At 37.4% G+C, this 23,757-nt stretch carries 23 protein-coding genes; 13 read left to right on the top strand and 10 right to left on the bottom strand.

Going from position 1 to position 23,757, the window contains the following annotated elements; genetic code table 11:
- Positions 1 to 2: 2 nt before the first annotated feature.
- Positions 3 to 665 carry a tetratricopeptide repeat protein gene (locus BUC16_RS11105; protein ID WP_073370591.1) on the bottom strand — a complete coding sequence of 221 codons (663 nt, stop codon included), beginning with the start codon at positions 663 to 665 and terminating at the stop codon, positions 3 to 5.
- Between the two features lie 122 nt (positions 666 to 787).
- Here BUC16_RS11105 and BUC16_RS11110 point away from each other — a divergent pair, with 122 nt between their 5' ends.
- Both BUC16_RS11110 and BUC16_RS11115 read left to right on the top strand, forming a co-directional pair.
- Positions 788 to 1,603 (top strand): UDP-2,3-diacylglucosamine diphosphatase, encoded by an 816-nt coding sequence (locus BUC16_RS11110; RefSeq protein WP_073370592.1) that lies wholly within the window; start codon positions 788 to 790, stop codon positions 1,601 to 1,603.
- Between the two features lie 28 nt (positions 1,604 to 1,631).
- Positions 1,632 to 2,621, top strand: a complete 990-nt coding sequence (locus tag BUC16_RS11115) for a glycosyltransferase family protein (RefSeq protein WP_073370593.1) — start codon at positions 1,632 to 1,634, stop codon at positions 2,619 to 2,621.
- Positions 2,622 to 2,821: 200 nt separating this feature from the next.
- On the opposite strand, the gene obgE is transcribed toward BUC16_RS11115, so the two are convergent.
- The 4 genes from obgE to hpt form a co-directional block, all read right to left on the bottom strand.
- On the bottom strand, positions 2,822 to 3,823 hold the full coding sequence (gene obgE, locus BUC16_RS11120) for a GTPase ObgE (RefSeq protein ID WP_073370594.1): 1,002 nt from the start codon (positions 3,821 to 3,823) through the stop codon (positions 2,822 to 2,824).
- 72 nt (positions 3,824 to 3,895) lie between these two features.
- The gene (locus BUC16_RS11125; RefSeq protein WP_073370595.1) at positions 3,896 to 5,170 is read right to left on the bottom strand and encodes a hemolysin family protein; all 1,275 of its coding nucleotides are present in this window, start codon (positions 5,168 to 5,170) and stop codon (positions 3,896 to 3,898) included.
- Positions 5,171 to 5,194: 24 nt separating this feature from the next.
- Entirely contained in the window at positions 5,195 to 5,767 is a 573-nt protein-coding gene (locus tag BUC16_RS11130; RefSeq protein WP_073370596.1) for an adenylate kinase, read from the bottom strand.
- A 43-nt stretch (positions 5,768 to 5,810) separates the two neighbouring features.
- Positions 5,811 to 6,341, bottom strand: coding sequence for a hypoxanthine phosphoribosyltransferase (gene hpt, locus BUC16_RS11135; RefSeq protein WP_073370597.1), 531 nt, complete (start codon positions 6,339 to 6,341; stop codon positions 5,811 to 5,813).
- A gap of 91 nt (positions 6,342 to 6,432) precedes the next feature.
- On the opposite strand from hpt, the gene BUC16_RS11140 reads away from it, so the two are divergent.
- The 4 genes from BUC16_RS11140 (at position 6,433) to BUC16_RS11155 (ending at position 10,896) form a co-directional block, all read left to right on the top strand.
- On the top strand, positions 6,433 to 6,978 hold the full coding sequence (locus tag BUC16_RS11140; RefSeq protein ID WP_073370598.1) for a HEAT-like fold family protein: 546 nt from the start codon (positions 6,433 to 6,435) through the stop codon (positions 6,976 to 6,978).
- 110 nt (positions 6,979 to 7,088) lie between these two features.
- Entirely contained in the window at positions 7,089 to 8,243 is a 1,155-nt protein-coding gene (locus BUC16_RS11145) for a 5-(carboxyamino)imidazole ribonucleotide synthase (RefSeq protein WP_073370599.1), read from the top strand.
- Between the two features lie 38 nt (positions 8,244 to 8,281).
- Positions 8,282 to 8,767 (top strand): 5-(carboxyamino)imidazole ribonucleotide mutase, encoded by a 486-nt coding sequence (gene purE, locus BUC16_RS11150; RefSeq protein WP_073370601.1) that lies wholly within the window; start codon positions 8,282 to 8,284, stop codon positions 8,765 to 8,767.
- Between the two features lie 101 nt (positions 8,768 to 8,868).
- Positions 8,869 to 10,896: a M3 family metallopeptidase gene (locus BUC16_RS11155; protein ID WP_073370776.1), complete on the top strand. Its 2,028-nt coding sequence runs from the start codon at positions 8,869 to 8,871 to the stop codon at positions 10,894 to 10,896.
- A 49-nt stretch (positions 10,897 to 10,945) separates the two neighbouring features.
- Here the strand turns inward: BUC16_RS11155 and BUC16_RS11160 are convergent, their stop codons facing one another.
- Positions 10,946 to 11,767: a UbiA prenyltransferase family protein gene (locus tag BUC16_RS11160; protein WP_073370602.1), complete on the bottom strand. Its 822-nt coding sequence runs from the start codon at positions 11,765 to 11,767 to the stop codon at positions 10,946 to 10,948.
- A 136-nt stretch (positions 11,768 to 11,903) separates the two neighbouring features.
- On the opposite strand from BUC16_RS11160, the gene gcvP reads away from it, so the two are divergent.
- From gcvP to BUC16_RS11195, 7 genes are all read left to right on the top strand, one after another.
- A complete protein-coding gene (gcvP, locus tag BUC16_RS11165) occupies positions 11,904 to 14,753 on the top strand; it encodes an aminomethyl-transferring glycine dehydrogenase (RefSeq protein ID WP_073370604.1) in 2,850 nt (949 codons plus the stop codon).
- A 51-nt stretch (positions 14,754 to 14,804) separates the two neighbouring features.
- Positions 14,805 to 15,167, top strand: a complete 363-nt coding sequence (locus tag BUC16_RS11170; RefSeq protein ID WP_073370606.1) for a group III truncated hemoglobin — start codon at positions 14,805 to 14,807, stop codon at positions 15,165 to 15,167.
- A gap of 141 nt (positions 15,168 to 15,308) precedes the next feature.
- The gene (locus tag BUC16_RS11175; protein WP_073370607.1) at positions 15,309 to 16,370 is read left to right on the top strand and encodes a 3-oxoacyl-ACP synthase III family protein; all 1,062 of its coding nucleotides are present in this window, start codon (positions 15,309 to 15,311) and stop codon (positions 16,368 to 16,370) included.
- Between the two features lie 98 nt (positions 16,371 to 16,468).
- Positions 16,469 to 16,996, top strand: coding sequence for a methyltransferase (locus BUC16_RS11180; protein ID WP_073370777.1), 528 nt, complete (start codon positions 16,469 to 16,471; stop codon positions 16,994 to 16,996).
- Positions 16,997 to 17,100: 104 nt separating this feature from the next.
- Positions 17,101 to 17,949 (top strand): glycosyltransferase family 2 protein, encoded by an 849-nt coding sequence (locus tag BUC16_RS11185; RefSeq protein WP_073370609.1) that lies wholly within the window; start codon positions 17,101 to 17,103, stop codon positions 17,947 to 17,949.
- A gap of 68 nt (positions 17,950 to 18,017) precedes the next feature.
- Entirely contained in the window at positions 18,018 to 18,764 is a 747-nt protein-coding gene (locus BUC16_RS11190) for an MlaE family ABC transporter permease (protein ID WP_073370610.1), read from the top strand.
- Positions 18,764 to 19,525, top strand: coding sequence for an ABC transporter ATP-binding protein (locus BUC16_RS11195; protein WP_073370612.1), 762 nt, complete (start codon positions 18,764 to 18,766; stop codon positions 19,523 to 19,525). The genes BUC16_RS11190 and BUC16_RS11195 overlap by 1 nt, the downstream gene beginning before the upstream one ends.
- Before the next feature lie 29 nt (positions 19,526 to 19,554).
- On the opposite strand, the gene BUC16_RS11200 is transcribed toward BUC16_RS11195, so the two are convergent.
- The 4 genes from BUC16_RS11200 to BUC16_RS11215 form a co-directional block, all read right to left on the bottom strand.
- Positions 19,555 to 20,613 (bottom strand): mannose-1-phosphate guanylyltransferase, encoded by a 1,059-nt coding sequence (locus tag BUC16_RS11200; protein WP_073370614.1) that lies wholly within the window; start codon positions 20,611 to 20,613, stop codon positions 19,555 to 19,557.
- A 118-nt stretch (positions 20,614 to 20,731) separates the two neighbouring features.
- Positions 20,732 to 21,637, bottom strand: coding sequence for a DUF6268 family outer membrane beta-barrel protein (locus BUC16_RS11205; protein WP_073370615.1), 906 nt, complete (start codon positions 21,635 to 21,637; stop codon positions 20,732 to 20,734).
- A gap of 76 nt (positions 21,638 to 21,713) precedes the next feature.
- A complete protein-coding gene (locus BUC16_RS11210; RefSeq protein WP_073370617.1) occupies positions 21,714 to 22,568 on the bottom strand; it encodes an SDR family NAD(P)-dependent oxidoreductase in 855 nt (284 codons plus the stop codon).
- On the bottom strand, positions 22,558 to 23,553 hold the full coding sequence (locus BUC16_RS11215) for an NAD-dependent epimerase/dehydratase family protein (protein WP_073370618.1): 996 nt from the start codon (positions 23,551 to 23,553) through the stop codon (positions 22,558 to 22,560). The genes BUC16_RS11210 and BUC16_RS11215 overlap by 11 nt, the downstream gene beginning before the upstream one ends.
- Between the last annotated feature and the right edge of the window lie 204 nt (positions 23,554 to 23,757).

Here is a 23,757-nt window from a genome sequence, read left to right on the forward strand (position 1 = left end):
TTTTAATTCTTTTTTACAGATTTTTTCATCTTGTTTTTATGCAAATTGTCCAGCATTTGCCCGCCCACTTTTGTGCTTCCTGCGGCAATTGCTTTTTTATATTGTTGTTCAGCAGCGGAATATCTTTTGAAATATTCGTCGATTTGACCTCTTGACAAATAACCGTCAACAGGCGACAATTTAAGCAATTCATTCGAATATTTGATGGCTTTGGACTCGCTTCCGCCAACAATTCCAGGCAGTTGAATATAAATCATCACTAATGCCCAGCGTGCTTCGATATGTTTTGGGTTTAATTCTATTGCTTTTTCGAAAGATTCCTTCACTTCGCCAATCATTCCGAGGGCTGCAAATTTATTGGATTCTTTGGCTTTCATCCCAAGTACGCCACCATATTTGTAATAATAATTGGCTTCGGAGGGTTTCAATTGTTTCAACTTTTGGTAATACACCATGGCTTTGTCCCAAGATTTTTGATGACCCGCAATGTCTCCCAAATATTCCATCGTTTTTAAATGGGAAGGATTTTCTTTTAAAAAACTTTCGAAAATAGGTCTCGCAAGGGCGTATTTCCCGGCTTCGAATAATTTTTCGGCCTTTCCATAATCGGATTGTGACCAAACCATCAACGGAAATAACAAAAGGAAAGATAAAAATTGTTTCATTGTTCAAAAATAAGGAAATTTATAAAAGGAGAGAGAGATTTTTTAGCATAAAAACAAGCACAATCTTAACACAAAACAAACATTATCCTAACATTCTCCTCCTACTTTCGTAAAAACTTTTTATGAAAAGAAAACGAAAAATACCTTTGGTGGTTTTAAGCGATGTACATCTTGGCACTTATGGCTGCCACGCCAAAGAATTACTGCAATACTTAAAATCAATCCATCCTCAAACCTTGGTTTTAAACGGCGACATAATTGACATGTGGAGCTTTAGCAAACGCTATTTTCCGGTTGCCCACATGGAGGTGTTGCGCTACATCATAAAAATGTCCAATTTGGGAACCCGTGTGGTTTACATTACCGGAAATCACGACGAAGCCTTGCGAAAATATTCCGATTTTATTTTAGGAAATCTGGAATTGGTCGATAAGCTAATCTTGGATTTGGACGGAAAGAAAACCTGGATTTTCCACGGAGACGTGTTTGATTCTTCCACAAAAGGGTATGCCAAAATATTGGCGAAATTGGGTGGAAAAGGATACGATTTATTGATTTTGATCAACAGTTTGGTCAATTGGGCTTTGGTCGCTTGCGGAAGAGAGAAGCGAAGTTTTTCCAAAACAATCAAAAATAGCGTAAAGAAAGCCGTTTCCTTTATCTCCAATTTTGAAACTACTGCTGCGGAAATCGCCATCGAAAAAAAATACAGCTATGTGGTTTGCGGACACATCCATATGCCACAAATGAAAGAAGTTCAAAACGAACAAGGAAAAGTCTTGTATTTAAACAGTGGCGATTGGGTTGAAAACCTCACCGCATTGGAATACAAGAAAGAAAAATGGAAGATTTATCAATATGACAAATCTCATTATTTGAATCAAGAAAATAAAGACGATGCTATTGTTAATGACATTATTGCCAAAATTTTATCTTAAAAATTCCTTCAATTAATCACCAAACCAAATGAAAATATTTTACGCCATACAAGCCACAGGCAACGGACACATTAGCAGGGCCACACAATTGTATCCTTACTTGCAAAAATTTGGTTCGGTAGATTTCTTTCTGAGCGGCAACAATGCCAGTCTGGATATTGACTTACCCATAAAATTCAGGAGTGCGGGTTGCAGCTTGCATTACAGCAAATGCGGGGGATTGAATTATTGGGATATCGTAAAAAACATCAGGCCACACCAAATCTACAAAGACGCAGATTCTTTGCCTTTGAAAAATTACGACATTGTCATCAACGATTTTGACTCTGTAACTTCCCTGGCTTGCAAAATGCAAAAAATTCATTCTGTGCAGTTTGGTCATCAAGCGAGTTTTGTTTCCCAAAACACGCCAAGACCAGAAAAAAGAAGCATTATGGGCGAAATGATCCTCAAACATTATGCGCCATCACCAAAGAATATCGGTTTGCATTTCGAAAAATACGATTCCTTTATTCATCCACCCATCATCAAAGATGAAATCGTGCAAGCCGAACCCAAAGACTTAAAACACATCACGGTTTACTTGCCTTCTTTCCAAAAAGATTGTTTGGAAAAAGCGTTCAATAAACTTCAGGATATCCAATTTCATTGGTTCCTGAATGACGTTCCTTTCAAATATACCGAAAGAAATATCACCTATTATCCCGTAAATCAAAAGCTGTTCAACGAAAGCCTGATTAATTGCCACGGCATTATCACTGGTGGCGGATTCGAAACTCCTGCAGAAGCTTTACACCTTGGAAAAAAAATATTGAGCATCCCCATTCGTGACCATTACGAACAAGAATGCAATGCAGCAGCCTTAAAGCAAATGGGAATCCCTATTGTTTATGAAGTGGGAGATGATTTTGATTTAGTCATCGAAAATTGGTTGAAATCCGACATCATTTATCCAAAAATGGAAGCCAACAACATACCTGAAACCCTGAAGTTTTTGTTTGATACATATCACAACTAATATATAATAGCACACTGATTATACAGATCAAACGGATGTAGACTGATTTTTTTTTAAATGATTTATATTTCAATATAAAAAAATTTGTGATAATCAGTTAAATCCGTGACATCTGTGGGCAATTAAAACACAAATTCAAAACTATTATAAACAAAAAAAGGCTCTATTTCTAGAACCCTTTTAAATATAAATCTTGACTTTTAGTCATTCAACATTTTCCAAAGTTTGTCTTTCAAATCTGTCAAACCTTGTTGGGCAACAGATGAAATAAACATATAAGGAATGTTTTTGAACTCTTTGTCTAATTGTATTTTCAATTCAGCTTTCAATTCATCGTCCAGCATATCGCATTTTGATATCACCAAAAGACGCTCTTTATCGAGCATTTCAGGATTATATTTTGTCAATTCATTGACCAAAATATCATACTCCGCTTTGATGTCCGGCGTATCAACAGGAACCAAGAAAAGCAAGGTTGAATTTCTCTCGATATGTCTCAGGAAATAATGACCAAGACCTTTTCCTTCCGCGGCACCTTCGATAATTCCGGGAATATCGGCAATTACAAAAGATTGAAAATCCCTGTAAGCCACGATACCAAGATTTGGTTTTAAAGTTGTAAACGGATAATCGGCAATTTTTGGTTTCGCCGAAGTCAAAACAGACAATAAAGTCGATTTTCCTGCATTTGGAAAACCTACCAAACCTACGTCTGCCAAAACTTTTAGTTCCAAAATCACGTCCATTTCCACCCCAGGTAAACCCGGTTGCGAATATCTTGGCGTTTGATTCGTCGAACTTCTAAAGTGCCAGTTTCCTAACCCGCCTTTTCCACCACGACAAAGAATTTGCTTTTCGCCATCTTCGGTAATTTCGAATAAAGTTTCACCGGTTTCTTTGTCTTTTACAACGGTTCCTAATGGCACTTCAATATATTTATCTTCACCATCGGCACCAGTACTTCTGTCTCCACTTCCGTCTCCACCATAACCCGCTTTGATATGACGGGCAAATTTCAGGTGAAATAAAGTCCAAAGTCCTTTGTTTCCAACCAAATAAACGTGTCCTCCACGACCACCATCACCTCCGTCAGGTCCCCCTTTTTCAATAAATTTTTCTCTATGCAAATGCGTAGATCCTTTTCCTCCTTTTCCGGAAGAAACATATATTTTTACGTAATCTACAAAATTTCCCTCTGTCATTTTTTTTAGTATTCAGTCGCAGTCGCAGTTTTCAGTACCAATGAGACTGAAAACTGCGACTGAAAACTATTTTTACACTTTTAAGGCTTTCACCATCACTTTATCAATCTTCACGCCATCCATATCAATGACTTCCAACTCAAATTTTTGCCAAATCAACTTCTCCCCTTCTTTTGGGATATGAGAAAGTTCAGTCATTATTAATCCACTCACGGTGGTTACTTCGTAATCATTGATTAATTCATCCAATTCGAAATAGGTCAGGAAATCGTGCAACGAATAATGTCCGTCAACCAACCAGGATCCATCTTCTCTTTCTATCAATTTGAAATCATCTTTATAAAAATCAGAAGCATCACCCACCAAAGCTTCCAAAATATCATTCAAAGTAATGATTCCTTGGAAAACACCATATTCATCAGAAACCAATGCGTAATGAATTCCTGTCTTTTTAAAACTCTCCAAAGCTTTGTAAGCCGTAGTTTGTTCCATCATAAAAGGAGCATCGGTCATAATTTCGGGCAAATTGAAACTGCTGTTTTCAAAATGAGCGAAGATGTTTTTCAAATTTACCACCCCAACAATATCATCGTGGTTTTCTCCATAAACTGGATAAATCGAATGCAACTCTTTTAGCATAAATTCCTTCACCTGCTCCTTATTGGAATGCAACGGCAACATCATCACCGATTTTCGGTGCGTCATCAGGGAATTTATTTTTCGGTCTCCAATATGAAAAACACGCTCCACAATATCTTGTTCTATTTCCTGTACCTCGCCACCTTCGGTTCCTTCCTTGATGATTGCCTTGATTTCTTCTTCGGTTACTTTACCGTCGGCCGTGGGCTTTATTTGTAAAACATTCAACAAGAAATCAGTTGAAGTGGTTAACAACCAAATAAAAGGAGCAGTTATAATCGAAACAATTTTCATCGGCAAAGCCACTGCTTTTGCTATCGATTCGGGATGATTTAATCCAATTCTCTTTGGCAATAATTCACCTAAAACCAAGGAGAAAAATGTCAAAATCACAACCACGATTCCAACCGCAATAGAATCTGCAAAAGGAGCCAATGCCGTAAAGGTTTTTACGAAATTTTCAACATCGGTAGTTATTTTGTCGCCCGAATAAATACCCGTTAAAATTCCGATAAGTGTTATTCCTATTTGAACTGTGGACAAGAATTTATTTGGCGAATTGGCCAAATCCAATGCTATTTGGGCATTTTTTTGGCCTTTTTTGGCTGCCGTTTCCAATCTGTTTTTTCGTGCCGAAATCAATGCGATTTCCGACATGGAAAAAACACCATTCAAGAGAATTAAAAATAATATTATTAATATTTCCATAGTTGATTAGAAAACGTATGTTCCTTATAGAGTTTCGATCACAGTGCTCAAACGCTCCGTAATATCAGCTATAGAACCAATTCCATTTACTGGATAAAATTTATTTTGACCTGTATAATACTCCATCAAAGGAGCCGTTTTTTCGTTGTATTCCTGATAACGATTCCTGATTTTTTCTTCATCCTGATCGTCAACTCTTCCGCTGGTTTTTCCTCTTTCCAATAAACGCGCCACCAAAATTTCGTCGTCTGCTTCCAATGCAATTGTGGCAGTAATTTTTTCGTTTTTAGTAGCCAAAAATGCATCTAATGCTTGGGCTTGGGCAATTGTTCTTGGAAAACCATCAAATAAAAATCCTGCTGAATCCTGATTTTTATCCACTTCGCTTTGCAACATTTTAATCGTTACTTCATCAGGAACCAAATCGCCATTGTCCATATAAGTTTTGGCCAATTTCCCTAATTCAGTTTCATTTTTGATGTTAAATCTAAAAATGTCTCCTGTTGAAAGATGTGTCAAATTGTATTTTCCTTTCAAAAACTCTGCTTGAGTTCCTTTTCCTGCACCTGGTTTCCCAAATAAAACAATGTTAATCATTTTTGTAATTGTAAGTTATGTAATTTATTAGTGTTGTAATTGTTTATTCTTTCAATTGATATATTTCGGGTAAATTCCTGCCTAATCCATCGTAGTCCAAACCGTAACCGACAATAAATTTGTTCGGAATCCTGATTCCAACATAATCAATTTTGATGTCTTGCAAGTATGCGTCTGGTTTAAAAAACAGGGTGGCAATTTTGAAACGTTTCACATTATGGCTTTTGATTAAAGCTTTTAATACAACCAAAGTGTTTCCCGTGTCAACTATATCTTCAATAATAACAACCGATCTTCCGGATAAATCCTTATCCAAACCTATCAATTGTTTTACTTCATTGGTAGAAGTTGTCCCTTCATAAGATGCCATTTTAACGAAACTCACCTCGCAAGCTCCTTTATAATGTTTCATAAAATCGGATACAACCATAAAAGCTCCGTTCAAAACCCCAATAAAAATAGGTGTTTCTTCGGCAAAATCATCTTCTACCAGCCTGGCTATTTGAGCTATTGCAAAATCTATTTCTTGTGCAGAAATAAAAGGGACAAATTGTTTATCGTGAAGTTGAATCATTTTTCAGATTTAAAAATAATTCGCAAAGATAGGGATTTCACTTTTGACAATTGATAATTGATTTGTACTTTTCAATCAAAATTAGAGAGTGATGTTCACTGAGTTCGAAAAAAAATTAGATTCTGTAACCGGATACAAAGACAGCAGGCAAAAATATGCCGATGAAGTACTGGACAATCCCGAGCTTTTTCCTGAATTGATTCGACTTTGTTTTCAAACGTCAAACAAAAACAACTCAAAAGCCTGTTGGGTTCTCGAATTGGTTTGTTATGAAAAACCCGAATGGTTTCAGGAACATTTGGATATTATCTGTTCCAATATCAAAAACTTAACCGATGACGGTGCCATTCGTGCTGTATCAAAAGTTTGTCTCTTGTTGTCAACAGCCCATTTCAAGAAAAAAGAAATTTTACTTTCAGAAAATCAGCTGCAACAAATCACCGAAACCTGTTTTGATTGGTTAATTAAAAATACTAAAGTCGCTTCAAAATGTTATGCTATTCGCACATTGCATCTATTAGGCAAACATTTCGATTGGGTTCATCCCGAATTGAAAATTATTTTAGAAAAGGATTACATCAACCATTCTGCTGCCTACAAAGCCGTGGGAAGGGAAATTTTGAAGAAAATAAAATAGCATTTTCCTGTTCGGGCATTATGAAGTATCTTTGTAGGCATTAAACAATAAACTAAATGACACGAGCGAAGCGACTGCATTTGACCGTTAATAAACAATAACTAAAACAAATGAACTATTTCTCTTCCAATTTTAAATTAGGAATTCTTGGTGGTGGACAACTTGGCAAAATGCTGTTATTTGACACCAGAAAATTTGATATTCAAACGTATGTTTTGGATCCAAGCGAGGAAGCACCTTGTAAAATTGCCTGCAATCACTTTTTCCAGGGCGATTTAATGGATTTTGAAACCGTTTATAATTTTGGCAAACAAGTCGATGTTTTGACTTTCGAAATAGAATTGGTCAACCTTGAAGCCTTGGAAAAATTGGAAAACGAAGGCAAAAAAGTCTATCCTTCGCCAAAAACCTTGAAATTGATCCAAAATAAAGGAATCCAGAAAAACTTTTATTTGGAACACAATATCCCGACAGCTCCAGCCAAAACCTTCAAAAATTTAAAAAAATTGGTGGTCGAAATTGTCGAATCCAAACTCGAGATGCCTTTTGTATGGAAATGTACCGAATTTGGTTATGACGGAAACGGCGTGAAAATTATCAGAAGCCTGCAAGACGTCGAGAATTTACCCAACGTGGAATGCATTGCCGAAGAAATGGTTCCTTTCAAAAATGAATTGGCCGTTATCGTTTGTCGCAATCCTTCCGGCGAAATAAAAACCTACCCTGTCGTGGAAATGGAATTCCATCCCGAAGCCAACCAGGTGGAATATGTAATTTGTCCTGCCCGGATTGACGAAAAAGTAGCCGAAAAAGCCAGAGCCATTGCACTTGAGGTTTCTAAAAAATTCAATCACGTTGGTCTTTTGGCAGTGGAAATGTTCCAAACCCAGGACGACGAAATCTTGGTAAACGAAGTAGCTCCTCGCCCACACAATTCAGGACATTACAGCATCGAAGCCAGTTATACTTCGCAATTTGAAAACCATCTGCGTGCCATTTTGGATTTGCCTTTGGGAAATACCGACAGTAAAGTAGCCGGAATTATGGTGAATTTATCAGGTGCCGAAGGTTTTTCAGGAGACGTGATTTATGAAAACATCGAAACTATTCTAGGCTGGAATGGTGTTACACCTCACATCTACGGAAAAAAACAAACACGTCCTTTTAGAAAAATGGGCCACGTTACCATAGTAAACGAAGACATCAATGTCGCACGAAAAATCGCAGAGGATGTGAAGAATACAATCAGAGTAATTAGTAAATAAATTAAAAGATTTAATCTTTTATCTTTAAATAAAAAAATATGAGCAAAGTAGCCGTAATAATGGGAAGCATATCCGATATGCCCGTAATGCAGGAAGCCATCGACATCCTGAAAGGATTTGACATAGAAACAGAAGTCGATATTGTTTCGGCACACAGAACACCTGAAAAATTGTTTGATTTCAGCAAAAATGCCCACAATCGCGGTATTTCGGTAATTATTGCCGGAGCTGGCGGAGCCGCACATTTACCTGGAATGGTAGCCTCAATGTCGCCGCTTCCCGTAATTGGAGTTCCAGTAAAATCAAGCAACTCTATTGATGGTTGGGATTCTGTTTTGTCTATTTTGCAAATGCCAGGAGGTGTTCCTGTGGCAACTGTTGCCTTAAATGGTTCTAAAAACGCAGGTATTTTGGCTGCCCAAATCATTGGAAGTTCAGACAAAAATGTGTTGGACAAAATCATAGCCTACAAAGAAGGTTTGAAAGCTGCCGTTAACAAAGCAGCCGAAGGTTTAAAAAAATAAAATTTATAGAAACCATTAAGAAATTAAGGTTCATTAAGTTTTAGATTATCTTAATGAACCTTAATTTCTTAATGGTACAAAATAAAAACATTGATATTACTATGAAAGTTTTAACTCAAAAGTTCCAAACCAAACACAATACTGCACCATTTTCGCAAATAAAATTAGCCGATTACCAACCTGCTTTTATCGAAAATATCGCTGCTGCAAAAGCAGAAATTGATGCCATCATCAATAATCCTGAAGCTCCAACTTTCGAAAATACCATCGAAGCCTTGGATTTTTCTGGAAATGCTTTGGATCGGTTATCGTCTATTTTCTTTAATCTGAATTCGGCGGAAACCTGCGATGAAATGCAAAAAATTGCCCAGGAAGTTTCGCCTTTATTAACGGAATTCAGCAATGACATTACGTTAAACGAAGATTTGTTCCTAAGAATAAAAACCGTTTACGAGCAAAAAGACAGCCTGAATTTAACTCCGGAGCAAGCCACTTTATTGGACAAAAAATTCAAAAGTTTTTCCCGAAATGGAGCTTTACTTTCTGAAGATAAAAAATTGAAACTGCGTGAAATCGACACGGAATTAGCGAAACTAAAACTGACTTACGGCGAAAATGTTTTGGCAGAAACCAACAACTATCAATTGCATATTACCAACGAAAGCGACCTGAAAGGACTTCCTGAAGGAACCATTGAAGCTGCCAAATCATTGGCAAAAAGCAAAGAGTTGGAAGGCTGGATTTTCACTTTGGATTTCCCAAGTTATATTCCGTTTGTGACCTATGCCGACAATCGCGAATTGAGAAAGGAAATCGCTATTGCTGCTGGTAAGAAAGCATTTCAAAACAACGAATTCGACAATCAGGAAATCACTTTAAAGATTGCCAAATTACGTTTTGAAAGAGCCAACTTATTAGGTTATGAAACGCATTCTCATTTTGTTTTGGAAGAAAGAATGGCTCAAAATCCGAACAAAGTAAAATCGTTTTTGAATGATTTATTAGCCAAAGCCAAACCTGCTGCTCAAAGAGAATTTGCAGAATTAACTGCTTTCGCCAAAGAACTCGACGGAATTGACCATTTAGAGAAATGGGACGGTGCTTATTATTCTGAAAAATTGAAACAAAAATTATTCAATTTGGATGATGAAAAACTAAAACCTTATTTCCAATTAGAAAACGTTTTGAACGGTGCTTTTACTGTTGCTAATAAATTATTCGGATTGACATTCACCGAAATATTCGACATCGATAAATACCACGAAGAAGTAACCACTTATGAAGTCAAAGACGAATTTGGCGAATTGGTGGCTATTTTCTACGCCGATTTCTTTCCAAGAAAAGGAAAACGAAATGGTGCCTGGATGACTTCTTTCAAATCACAATATATTAAAGACGGCAAAAACGAAAGACCACATATTTCTAATGTTTGTAATTTTACCAAACCAACTGAAACCAAACCATCGTTGCTAACTTTCAATGAAGTAACCACTTTATTCCACGAATTTGGTCACGGATTACACGGAATGCTGGCCAACACCACTTACCCAAGTTTATCAGGAACATCGGTTTATTGGGATTTTGTAGAATTGCCAAGTCAAGTTATGGAAAACTGGTGTTACGAACCAGAAGCTTTGGCTTTGTTTGCTAAACATTATGAAACGGGCGAAATCATTCCGCAGGAATATGTAGAAAAAATCAAAGAGAGTGCCAGTTTTCAGGAAGGAATGGCTACTTTACGTCAATTGAGTTTTGGCTTATTGGATATGGCTTTCCACAGCAACAATCCAACCGAAATCACCAATGTAAAAGCTTTTGAAAAAACAGCTTTTGAAGGAACCACTTTATATCCTGATGTAGCCGAAAATTGTATGTCAGTTTCCTTCTCTCATATTTTTCAAGGAGGTTATTCTTCCGGATATTACAGCTACAAATGGGCTGAAGTACTCGATGCTGATGCTTTTGCTTATTTTCAGGAGAAAGGAATTTTCAACAAAGAAGTAGCTGCAAAATTCAAAGACAATGTACTTTCTAAAGGTGGAACTGAATTGCCAATGGAATTGTACAAACGTTTTAGAGGTCAGGAACCAAAACCGGATGCTTTGCTGAAGAGAGCGGGGTTGATATAAAAGATTTCAGAATACAGATAGAAACCGAGGTAGAAATACTTCGGTTTTTTTATTGAATAAAAAACAATAAAAGCCACCACAAAATAGGAACGCTCTCCACCCAAAAAGAAGTATAATATTTGGAGCGTTTTTCATTGGCGAAAGCCAAAAACAAAGCGATAATAATTGCAATGGCAATAACCAATACGAAATGCTCAATATGATAATTGAAATTACTGTTGAAAAGTTCCAAAGCACAAAAAATCATCAATAAAACATAGCCTAGTTTTTTAGTCCGCTTCACTCCTATTTGTTGCGGAACGGTTTGCAAATGTGGATCATCATTGGCTAAATCAATGATTTCAAAAATAAGAATCAGCACAAAAACCAGTATGAATCGCTGAACACTTTTTAGATAAAAATCAGAGGTTATGGAGATGCCCGCATCTACGATTGGCAAAGCCAAAGTCACTCCAACCCAACACAAAGAGACAATATAAATTTTTACACCAGCCCAATTTCGGGCATTTTTCCGGTTTGGAAAAAAGGGCAAAGTGTATAACAAAGTGAGTGACAAAACGCCTACCGAAATAATTTGTGTTACCCGTTGCAATTGAAAAAAGTAAAAACCAACAGCCAAAAAAGAAAAAGCACTAAACAAAATGATAAGTTTCAAACTACTGCGCATTTTTATTTTATGTGTTCGAGCAAAACTGTCGTATTTAACAAAATTATAACCAACTATAGTTCCAAAAAAAGCAAAATTAGCCATCGGCTTATCTTCTGGAATGTGAAACATAAAATTAGTCATTTGTACCAATGAATATACCGACAAAGCCACGTGAATACTGCTTTGAATATAAAAATCGAATACCTTTTTTAAAACTTTCATCACACAAAAATAATCAACGTTGTTAACAACTAGCAACTTTAGTTGAAAGATTCCTAAAAATCAATTCCTTGAAGCTTATTTCTTTTGAATATTCTCCGTAAATTTGCGGCTTTAAAAAACAACCCTTTTTACACAGATGAAAACAGATTCTTTTGCTTTAAGACACATTGGCCCGAGAGAAACAGATTTACAACATATGTTGAAAACCATAGGAGTTGACTCCATAGAGCGACTTGTTTATGAAACACTCCCGGATGATATTCGTCTAAAAACTCCTCTTGCATTAGACCCAGCAATGACTGAATATGAGTATTCGAATCATATTGCTGAATTGGGAAGCAAAAACAAAAATTTTCAAACTTATATCGGATTAGGATACAATCAAGCTATCGTTCCAGCTGTTATTCAAAGAAATATTTTTGAAAACCCAGGATGGTATACTGCTTACACACCTTACCAAGCAGAAATTGCACAAGGTCGTCTAGAAGCTATCTTGAATTTTCAAACTATGGTAGTTGAACTTACCGGAATGGAAATCGCCAATGCTTCTTTATTGGACGAAGGGACTGCTGCTGCGGAAGCCATGGCATTACTATTCGACGTAAGATCGCGCGACCAAAAGAAAAACAACATCAACAAATTCTTCGTTTCTGAAGAAATATTACCTCAAACTTTATCGGTTTTAGAAACTCGTTCTACTCCAATCGGGATAGAATTGGTTGTAGGAAACCACGAAACTTTTGATTTCTCATCAGAATTTTTCGGAGCCATTCTTCAATATCCGGGTAAATACGGTCAGGTAAATGATTATACTGCATTTATTACAAAAGCGGCAGAAAATGAAATCAAAGTTGCAGTAGCAGCCGATATTTTAAGTTTGACAAAACTAACGCCTCCGGGAGAAATGGGAGCTGCAGTAGTGGTTGGAACAACACAACGTTTCGGAATTCCCTTGGGTTATGGTGGTCCACACGCTGCTTATTTTGCAACCAAAGAAGAGTACAAACGTTCTATGCCGGGAAGAATAATCGGGGTAACGGTTGATACCAACGGAAACCGTGCTTTGCGTATGGCTTTGCAAACTCGTGAGCAACATATCAAACGTGATAAAGCGACTTCCAATATCTGTACTGCCCAAGTTTTACTATCGGTTATGGCGGGAATGTACGCCGTATATCACGGACCAAAAGGCTTACAGTATATCGCTGATAAAGTTCACGCTTTAGCAGCTACTTTGTCAAACGAATTGGAAAAACTAGGTTTACAACAAACGAATACGGCTTTCTTCGACACTATCGTTATCAAAGCCGATGCTCAAAAAGTACGTGCTATTGCTGAGCAAAACGAGACAAACTTCTATTATATCGACGACAATACCGTTTCTATCTCTTTGAATGAAACTACAAGCATTGCCGATATCAACAAAATCGTTGGGATTTTCGCTTCCGCAAATGGTAAGCAGGCAACGACTATCGAAACTTTATCAGAAGCCGTACATTTCCCTGAGGATTTAGCAAGAACGTCAGCTTTCTTACAACACGACGTTTTCAACCAATACCACTCGGAATCGGCGATGATGCGTTACATCAAAATGTTGGAACGTAAAGATTTATCATTGAATCACTCGATGATTTCTTTGGGTTCTTGCACGATGAAACTGAATGCCGCTGCCGAAATGTTACCATTAAGCAACGCACTTTGGAACAACATCCACCCTTTTGCACCGCTAGACCAAGCACAAGGATACCAAGAAATGTTGTCTAAACTAGAGCAACAATTAAACGTAATTACCGGTTTTGCAGGAACGACTTTGCAGCCTAATTCAGGAGCACAGGGAGAATATGCAGGATTAATGGTTATTCGTGCATATCACCAATCACGTGGCGATCACCACAGAAACGTTGCTTTGATTCCATCATCGGCTCACGGAACCAATCCGGCTACTGCAGCAATGGCGGGTATGAAAATCATCGTAACCAAAACATTGGAAAACGGAAATATTGACGTAGAAGATTTGCGTCAAAAAGCGATTGAGCACAAAGACGATTTAGCTTGTTTGATGGTGACTTACCCATCGACTCACGGTGTTTTTGAAAGTGCCATTTGTGAAATCACAAAAATTATCCACGAAAACGGAGGACAGGTTTATATGGACGGAGCCAATATGAACGCACAAGTTGGTTTGACCAACCCGGCAACTATTGGAGCCGACGTTTGTCACCTGAACCTTCACAAAACATTCGCCATCCCTCACGGTGGTGGTGGACCGGGCGTTGGACCAATTTGCGTAGCGGAACATTTAGTTCCTTTCTTACCATCTAACCCGGTTATCCCAACAGGTGGAAGCAGTGCTATTACAGCCGTTTCTGCAGCACCTTGGGGATCGGCATTGGTATGTTTGATTTCTTACGGTTACATCACGATGTTGGGTGCCGATGGATTGAAAGAAGCTACGGAACACGCTATCCTAAATGCGAACTACATAAAAGAAAAACTGAACGGTCATTACGACACTTTATATTCCGGTGAAATGGGGCGTGCGGCTCACGAAATGATTTTGGAATGTCGTCCTTTTAAACAAAAAGGAATTGAAGTTACCGATATCGCCAAACGTTTGATGGATTATGGTTTTCACGCACCAACGGTTTCTTTCCCTGTGGCAGGAACCTTGATGATTGAACCAACCGAAAGTGAAAACCTGGAAGAATTAGACCGTTTTTGTGACGCCATGATTGCCATTCGTAAAGAAATCGAAGCGGCAACCATCGAAGACAACAACAACGTATTGAAAAATTCCCCTCATACTTTAGCGATGCTTACTGCCGATACCTGGGATTTCCCATACAGCAGAGAGCAAGCCGCTTTCCCATTGGATTATATCGCCGAAAACAAATTCTGGCCTACCGTTCGCAGAGCCGATGATGCTTTTGGAGACAGAAACTTGGTTTGTAGTTGCGCACCAATCGAGGCTTATATAGAAAACTAATATACAACTGAAATGTCTCGAGAAATCGGGACATTTTTTTTAACAATACCAATGAGAGACATTCAAACACGGGAAGATTTACATTTATTGATGAGTGAATTCTACAAGAAATTACTTATCGACGACAAAATCAATTTTATATTTACCGAAGTGGCCAAAATAGATTTGGAACCCCATCTGTTGGAACTGGTTGATTTCTGGGAACAAATTCTTTTTGACACGGGCAGTTACCGAAAAAACGTGATGCAGCTGCATATGGACGTAAACCAAAAATCAAAATTATCCGGAGAACATTTCACCATTTGGCTCCATTATTTCAACACAACTATTGACGAAAACTTTACAGGCCAAATTGCAGAAAACATGAAAACAAGAGCCTTGTCGATTGCCACCGTGATGAAAATAAAAATGTAACTTTTTACTATTTGATGAATATTAATCGGTTTTTTAGCAAAAAACAACTTTTTATATAATTATATGCGTGCATAATAAATTTTATATAGTTTTATCATTTTTTATCTATAAATTTGTTCTAAATCCATTACATTTTTTCTAATGAAAATAAAAATAAGCGGAATAGGAAGTTATATTCCAGAAATCAAAATTTCCAATACAGACTTTAGTAAACATATATTTTTAAATGAAGATGGAACTCCTTTTGGATATCCAAATGATGTCGTAATCAAAAAATTCAAAAGCATCACCGGAATCGAAAAAAGACGTTACGCATCTTCTGACCAATGTGCTTCTGACTTGGCTTTTTTAGCATCGTTAAAAGCTATCGAAAATGCAAGAATCGACCCTGAAACCATTGATTACATTATTTTTGCCCATAATTTTGGGGATGTAAAACACGGCTCAAAACAATCGGACATCATCCCGAGTTTGGCCACTCGTGTCAAGCACAAACTGCAAATAAAAAACCCAAAATGTGTGGCTTACGACATTCTTTTTGGTTGTCCAGGCTGGATAGAAGGCGTGCTTCAAGCCAATGCTTTCATCAAATCGGGAATGGCAAAACGTTGTTTGGTAATCGGCGCAGAAACCCTTTCGAGAGTGGTCGATCCACACGACAGGGATTCCATGATTTATTCTGACGGTTCTGGAGCGGCAATAATCGAAGCTTCGGATGACGAAACTGGAATGTTGTCTTATGAAAGCGCCACTTATGCCTATGACGAAGCTGGTTATTTATTTTTCGGAAAATCATACAATCCAGATTTGAAAAAAGAAGACACTTGCTACATCAAAATGTATGGCCGAAAAATTTATGAATTTGCATTAAGTAATGTTCCTGCAGCCATGAAAAGCTGTTTAGACAAAAGCGGATTAGGTATTGACGACGTGAAAAAAATCCTGATTCATCAAGCCAACGAAAAAATGGATGAAGCCATCATTGAGCGTTTTTACAAATTATACGACAAACCTGTCCCCAAAGACATCATGCCCATGAGCATTCACGAATTGGGAAACAGCAGTGTGGCGACCGTACCTACGCTATTGGATTTGCTGATTCGAGGAAAAATAGAAAATCAAGAAGTCAATAAAGGAGACATTCTCATCTTCGCTTCCGTTGGAGCAGGAATGAACATCAATGCCTTTATATATCGCTATTAATTTTATTTGAAGCAATTTCCCGCTATCCGTTGCAATCTTTTGTGCCGAACCCAGGCACAAAAAGGATTTCCACTGCTATCGGGGCTAAAAAACCTATAATGTACGAAAAAACATTTCCCAATAAAAGATTCAAACACACCTTAGAATTTTTACAAAAACACGTTTCCACTTCCGAAACCATTTTCGATTTAGGCGTTCCCAATCCTTTTTCCAAAATAATGGAAACCAACGGATATACCGTAAAAAACACCACGGGCGAAGATATCGACAACAACCAAACCGCATTGCAAAACGAAAGCTACACCGTTTTTACCGCTTTCGAAATCTTCGAACATTTGCTAAATCCTTATACCGTTTTAGAAAACGTGAAATGCGACAAATTGCTCATTTCAATCCCATTGCGTTTATGGTTTTCCTCAGCTTATCGCAGCAAAACCGATATGTGGGACAGACATTACCACGAGTTCGAAGATTGGCAATTGGATTGGCTTTTGGAAAAAACAGGCTGGAAAATTATCGACAGGGAGAAATTTACCCATCCTGTAAAAAAGATTGGATTCCGTCCCCTATTGCGATTTTTCACTCCAAGATATTATATCGTTTACGCAGAAAAAATCAAGATTTAAGATTGCAGATTAACGATTTTTTGATTTTTAGATTAAGCCACGAGCTAATCTGAAATCTGACCCGAGCGCCAGCGAACTGGCGAAGCAAATCTAAAATTCTTTAAATGAAATACTACATCGTCATACCGACCTACAACGAAGAAACTTTTATCGCTTTGACCTTGCAATCTTTGATTTCGCAAACTGTCTTGCCTTCAAAAATAGTGGTTGTCAATGATAATTCTACCGATAAAACCCCCGAAATAGTTTTGGATTTCGCCAAGGACAATCCTTTTATCACTTTGGTAAACAAAACTTCGGAAGCAAAGCATTTACCCGGAAGCAAGGTAATTCAGGCTTTTCAGAAAGGATTTGAAACCTTGGACGACAATTATGATTTAATCGTGAAAATTGATGCCGATTTGATTTTTCCCGCCAATTATTTCGAAACCGTCATCAACCATTTTCAATCCGATACAACCATTGGAATGGCGGGAGGATTCTGCTATATAGAAAAAAATGGCGATTGGATTCTGGAAAACCTCACCGACAAAGACCATATTCGAGGTGCACTCAAAGCCTACCGAAAAGAAACCTTTCAACAAATTGGAGGTCTCAAACCCGCAATGGGTTGGGACACCGTGGACGAATTGCTTTGCAAATTCTACAATTGGAAAGTAGTAACCGACGAAAGTTTGCACGTAAAACATCTCAAACCCACTGGAGCCAGCTACAACCAGGCGGCTCGTTTTAAACAAGGAGAAGCCTTTTACGCCTTGGGGTATGGTTTCTTCATAACAGGAATCGCTTCATTGAAATTGGCGATGCGTAAAGGCAAGCCATTATTGTTTATTGACTACATCAACGGTTTTTGGAAAGCAAAATCTGCAAAAAAACCAATGCTGGTCAATACCGAACAAGCCAAATTTATTCGCAAGTATCGTTTGCAAAAAATGAAAGAGAAATTGTTTTAAGTTAAAAACTCACAACTCATAACTTATAACTCACAACTTCTTAGTATTTTTGGCAATATTTAAAAATTATGATGCTCCTTCGTTATTTATCCCAAATTGGAAAATACTTCTTGATGTGGAAAGAAATTTTCAGCAAACAGACCAAATGGTCCGTAATGCGAGTCCTCATCTTCAAAGAAATTGACGATTTAATTCTTGGTTCACTCGGAATTGTGGCTTTTATTTCCTTTTTCGTGGGAGGTGTTGTCTCTATCCAGACCGCATTGAACTTGAACAATCCACTTATTCCTAGAACTATCATTGGATATGCTACCCGGGAATCTGTAATATTGGAGTTTGCTCCAACATTTATTTCCATCATTATGGCTGGAAAAATGGGCTCATTTATCACGTCCAGCATTGGATCGATGCGCGTGACCGAACAAATTGATGCCCTGGAAGTCATGGGGGTAAATTCATTGAATTATCTGGTATTCCCAAAACTTATTGCAGTTTTGCTTTATCCTTTCATCATTGGAATCAGCATGTTTTTAGGCTCTTTTGGCGGTTATATCGCGGCAGTTTACGGAGGATTTACCACAAGCTCGGATTTCATCGATGGTTTGCAAATTAATTTTGTTCCCTTCCACGTTACCTATGCCTTTATCAAGGCCTTTGTTTTCGCCATTTTATTGGCAACGATACCCTCATTTCACGGGTATTACATGAAAGGCGGCGCACTTGAAGTAGGTAAAGCAAGTACCGTGGCATTCGTTTGGACATCAGTTACAATTATTTTGATGAATTATATTTTAACCCAATTATTGCTGACCTAATGATAACAATAGAAAACATAGAAAAATCATTTGGCGGCACCAAAATACTCAAAGGTGTTTCAGCAGTTTTTGAAACAGGAAAAACGAACTTGATTATTGGGCAAAGTGGATCCGGAAAAACAGTATTGCTAAAATCGTTATTGGGAATTCACACGCCCGAAGTAGGAACCATTTCTTTTGACGGCAGGGTTTATTCTGATCTTAGTTCAGAAGAAAAAAGGGAATTAAGAACTGAAATCGGAATGCTTTTTCAAGGAAGCGCCTTATTTGATTCGATGACCGTGGCCGAAAATGTGGCTTTCCCTCTGAAAATGTTTACCAAGGACAACAACAATAAAATTCAGAAACGAGTAGATTTTGTTCTTAAAAGGGTAGCTTTAGTGGACGCTCACAATAAACTGCCTTCCGAAATTTCGGGTGGAATGCAAAAAAGGGTTGCCATTGCTCGCGCCATTGTAAATAATCCCAAATACTTGTTTTGTGACGAACCCAATTCAGGACTTGATCCAAATACGGCAACATTGATTGATAACCTTATCAAGGAAATTACCGAAGAATACAATATTACCACGGTTATTAACACACACGATATGAACTCCGTGATGGAAATTGGAGAAAAAATTATTTTCCTGAAAAACGGCCTAAAAGAATGGGAAGGAACCAAGGAAGAAATTTTCAGAACCGACAATGAAGGCATCGTCGATTTCGTTTACTCCTCGAATTTGTTCAAGAAAGTTCGGGAGGCATACTTAAAAGGATAAAAAAAGCGGAAATTAATTTCCGCTTTTTTTTATTTATTCAGTTGGCTGACAACCCCTTTTATTTCTTGCTCTTTGCTTTTTGGATAAATCAGCAAAACATTGTCCTTATCCACAATGATGAAATCCTCCAAACCATCAATAATTACCAGTTTATCCTTGGATGTACTAATGATGTTGCTTGAGGCATTTTGCAGTAAAACCTTTGCATTTACCACTGCATTGTTGTTTTCGTCCTTGTCCAATTTTTCGTGTAACGATCCCCAAGTTCCAAGGTCATTCCAATCGAAAGTGGCAGGAAGCACATAAACATTTTTGGCACTCTCCATCACGGCGTAATCAATGGAAACATTTTCGGCCAAGGCATAATTTTCTTCAATGAAAGATTTTTCGGCAGCCGTATTGTAACTTTCGAATCCTTGTTGAAACAACCCATTCATTTGGGGTTGAAATTTCTCGAATGCATCGGTTATGGCTTTAACACTCCAAATAAAAATACCGCCATTCCACAAGAAATTACCGCTTTCCAAGAACGATTTTGCTGTTTCATAATCCGGTTTTTCACGGAACTGCGAAACTTTTTTTGTCGAATTCGAATCTGTTTTGTCATATTCAATATAACCAAAACCCGTGTTGGGAAATGTGGGTTGAATTCCAAGCGTCATCAAGGCGTTTTCTTTGGAACAAAAATCAAAACATTGCTGCAAATTGGCTGCAAAAGCATTTTCGTCTTCTATCCAGTGATCACTTGGCGCCACGACCATAACGGCATCTGGATTTTGTTTTTGAATTTTCAGGGAAGCATATAAAATACATGGAGCCGTGTTTCTCATTGCAGGTTCCAGCAAAACTTGCTCTTGCTTCACCATTGGCAATTGCTCCAATACTATCGAATTGTATTTCTCGTTGGTCAACACCAAAATATTTTCCACCGGAATCAATTTCGACAATCTGCTGAATGTTTTCTGGATCAGGGTTTCTCCCGCACCCAACATGTCGTGAAATTGTTTTGGAAATTCGGTTGTGCTTACTGGCCAAAATCGAGAACCAACTCCACCGGCCATTATAATTGCGTAATAATTTTTATTCATCTTGATTGTTTAGTGCAAATTTTATTGGGTGCAAAAATAGTAAATCATTTGGTGAAAAACAGAAAAATAAAAATTGACTCCCTTAAAACTTTAAAAAATAGTTTTAAATCACAAACAATCACCTAGAAGCAATATCAAACCTATATATTGCCTCAATTTTCAGAAAAAGACTGCTTGACAAATTACCGTTTAATTGCGTCCTGTTGTCGCCAAATTTAAATAAAGAAGTTGCAAAATCTATTTTTTGGTCGATCGGATAAACTTCGAAACTATTGGTGGAAAAACCCAGTTTTAAGCGAAGAAGCACATTTTTATTAAGTGAATTATTTTGCAAGTAGGAAGAAAATTCCATAGAGTTATTCTCGGCATAACTCGAACGGACACCGTCAGTGGTTAGTTTGAAACTTTTTCCACGGCCAACAAAATCCATACCTATTTTAGTTTTATCAGTCAGTTTATAATTTAAATCCCCATCGTTTGGTAAATATAAATTTATTTCAAAGCGGGCATTTGGATTTAAATAATAAATCCCGATGATGGGAGAAATAAACAAACCAAAAGCCTCATCACTTGCGTAAAACCCAAACTTGTAACTTAGGTTTTTGTTTTTCTTGTATTTCAAAACAGCCACGCCTCCCATATAAAAATCATCCATGCCGAGATTTACATAATCCGAAGATATTTTGGGAAGCAAAATATAAGTTCCACTCCAATGTTCGGAATGGGTTATGTTTATTCCTGCTTTTATTCTCGTTAAATACAAATTATTGTAGCCTGAATCCGGAAATAGTTGCAATTTATTTAAGCTGAAATCTCCGCCTGTAATAATCGCATATTTGTCATTCAATTCAATTGGCAAAGTAAGATTAGTGTCAAAATTCGTAATTGTCGTGGTCTGGGAACTATTTTCATAAGCAGTTGCCGCAGATTTCCCATAATTGATGGAGAATAAATCTACAAATCCCTGTGAATTGGAAAAATTAGAGACTAATAAAAACAATATAATTAGTAGTTTTTTCATCATAAAGTAAAGATAATTATATTTAAAATATTGGTTATAATTAGTTCCTAATTATAACCAATTGTTTTTTCAACCCTAGTCAATTTGTTGTTTCCAGCACCCCACTATAGACTCCTTTATTTATTGGATAATTTCCAATACTGTAGGACTTAAATTTATTCACATGATTGTTGGCAATCATTTTAATAAGGAAGGAAGGCAACAACTTGTCTATTAGCAAAAAAAGTTTGTTCATACGTCCCGGAATAATGATTTCTTTTCGGCTCAACAGCCCTTTAATGGCTATAGGAGCAACTTCTTCAGGATTCATGATAGATTGTCTTGCCAACCAGTTATTGGCTTTGTTGGTCTTGATTATGGTTTCATTGGTGTTCATGCCGCCGGGACAAATCACGCTTACATTAATACCTTCTGCACTCAATTCACCGCGCAGGCTTTTCGAAAAGGAGTAAATATAGGATTTGGTCGCACCGTAAACTTGTTTTTTTGCCAAATAAAAGAAACTGCTCAGGCTCCCTACATTTAATATATGGGAAGGTTTATTGGCTTTCAACATATCAAGAAACAGGCTGGTAAGCAGTGTAGTTGCCAGCACATTTAATTTGACTTGTTTTTGGTAAAGCCCGATACTTCCTTCTCCAAAGAACGCAGTACTGCTTATCCCCACGTTATTGATGAGCATATTGACAGGGATTTCCAATTCTTCCACTTGTTTATGAAGCATTGTACAATTCTCTTCAATTGACAAATCTTTTTCTATCGCTATTACATCAATGGCATATTTTTGAATCAATGTTTCGGCCAATAAATGAAGTTTGGAATCAGGCAATGCCACCAGAATCAAGTTCATTTTTCTGGACGCACATTCTATGGCCAATGCTCTGCCAAATCCTTCACTGGCGCCAGTTATCAAAGTGTATAAATTAGTTTTCATAACGTTGATTTTTTAAAAAGTGAATAGTTTGTTGAAGTCCTTCTCTCAAAGGAGTAATTTGATATCCTAATTTTCGGATTGCTTTCTCGCTGCTGAAAATTTTATTGCAGTAAATTTGCCTAATACTATTTTCAGTTATCAATGGTTCTTGGTTGGTTGCTTTAAATTGCAACCATTGTATCATCGAGAATATTTTCATGACAAACCTGGGGATTTCAATCGGCATTCTCTTCTTTTCTGAAAGCGCACCAATCGTCTGGAAAAACTCCGAAAAAGAAATATTTTCTCCTCCAAGTATGTAATTTTCACCAACATTCCCTTTGGACATAGCCAATATGTGACCTTCTACCACATCATCGATAAAACAAAAATTAGCAATTAGTTTACCTGGTTTGGGGATGAAAGTGGGTTCGCCTTTGATAAATCTATTGATGATTTTATTCACGGAAATACTTTTTGTATCCAAACCACTTGGTCCAAACACTTTTGATGGAGATACAATTACGGTATGCAAACCTTTCTTGCCATATTCTTTTACCAAGTTTTCGGCCAAATATTTTGTGGCATCATAATCATTGTCAAGTGGCGAGATGCGTTCGTCATTTTCGCACATCGCTGTATTTAAAGTTGGACCTATAACGCTGCAACTACTGGTAAACACGAATTTTTCGACACCAGTTTCAAGAGCTGATTCCAGCAGATTTCGAGTTCCCTCGACATTTACTTTGTAAAAAAGGGTAGCATCTTTGTCAAAAGCTTTTACCAATGCAGCAGTATGATATACTTGTTTACATTCCTTGATGGCAGGCGTCATGGATTGCTTATCGGTAATATCTCCAGCAAATATCTTGATGTTTTTATGTTGGGGAATATTATGGGAATCCGGATTCCTTACCAAAATATGTACTTCATTATTTCTTTCGGCCAAGGTAAGGGCTAGTCGGTGTCCTACATATCCCGTTGCGCCTGTTATTAAAATTTTCATGACTTTACAGTTTTAGGGTTAATTAAATTCAATCGGCAGAAATTAAGTTCGTAAATCGAGGAAAAAACAATATGCAGTAGTATGGCAGGCCATGACGAATTAAATGTTATGCTAAAAAAACAAACCATTAATCCAAAAGGAATGCAAGCCAATATTCCTTTTTTGCTGTTGAAAATGTGGACTAAAACATACAGTGGATATGCA

This window comes from Flavobacterium fluvii (assembly GCF_900129545.1).
Taxonomy (GTDB): Bacteria; Bacteroidota; Bacteroidia; order Flavobacteriales; family Flavobacteriaceae; genus Flavobacterium; species Flavobacterium fluvii.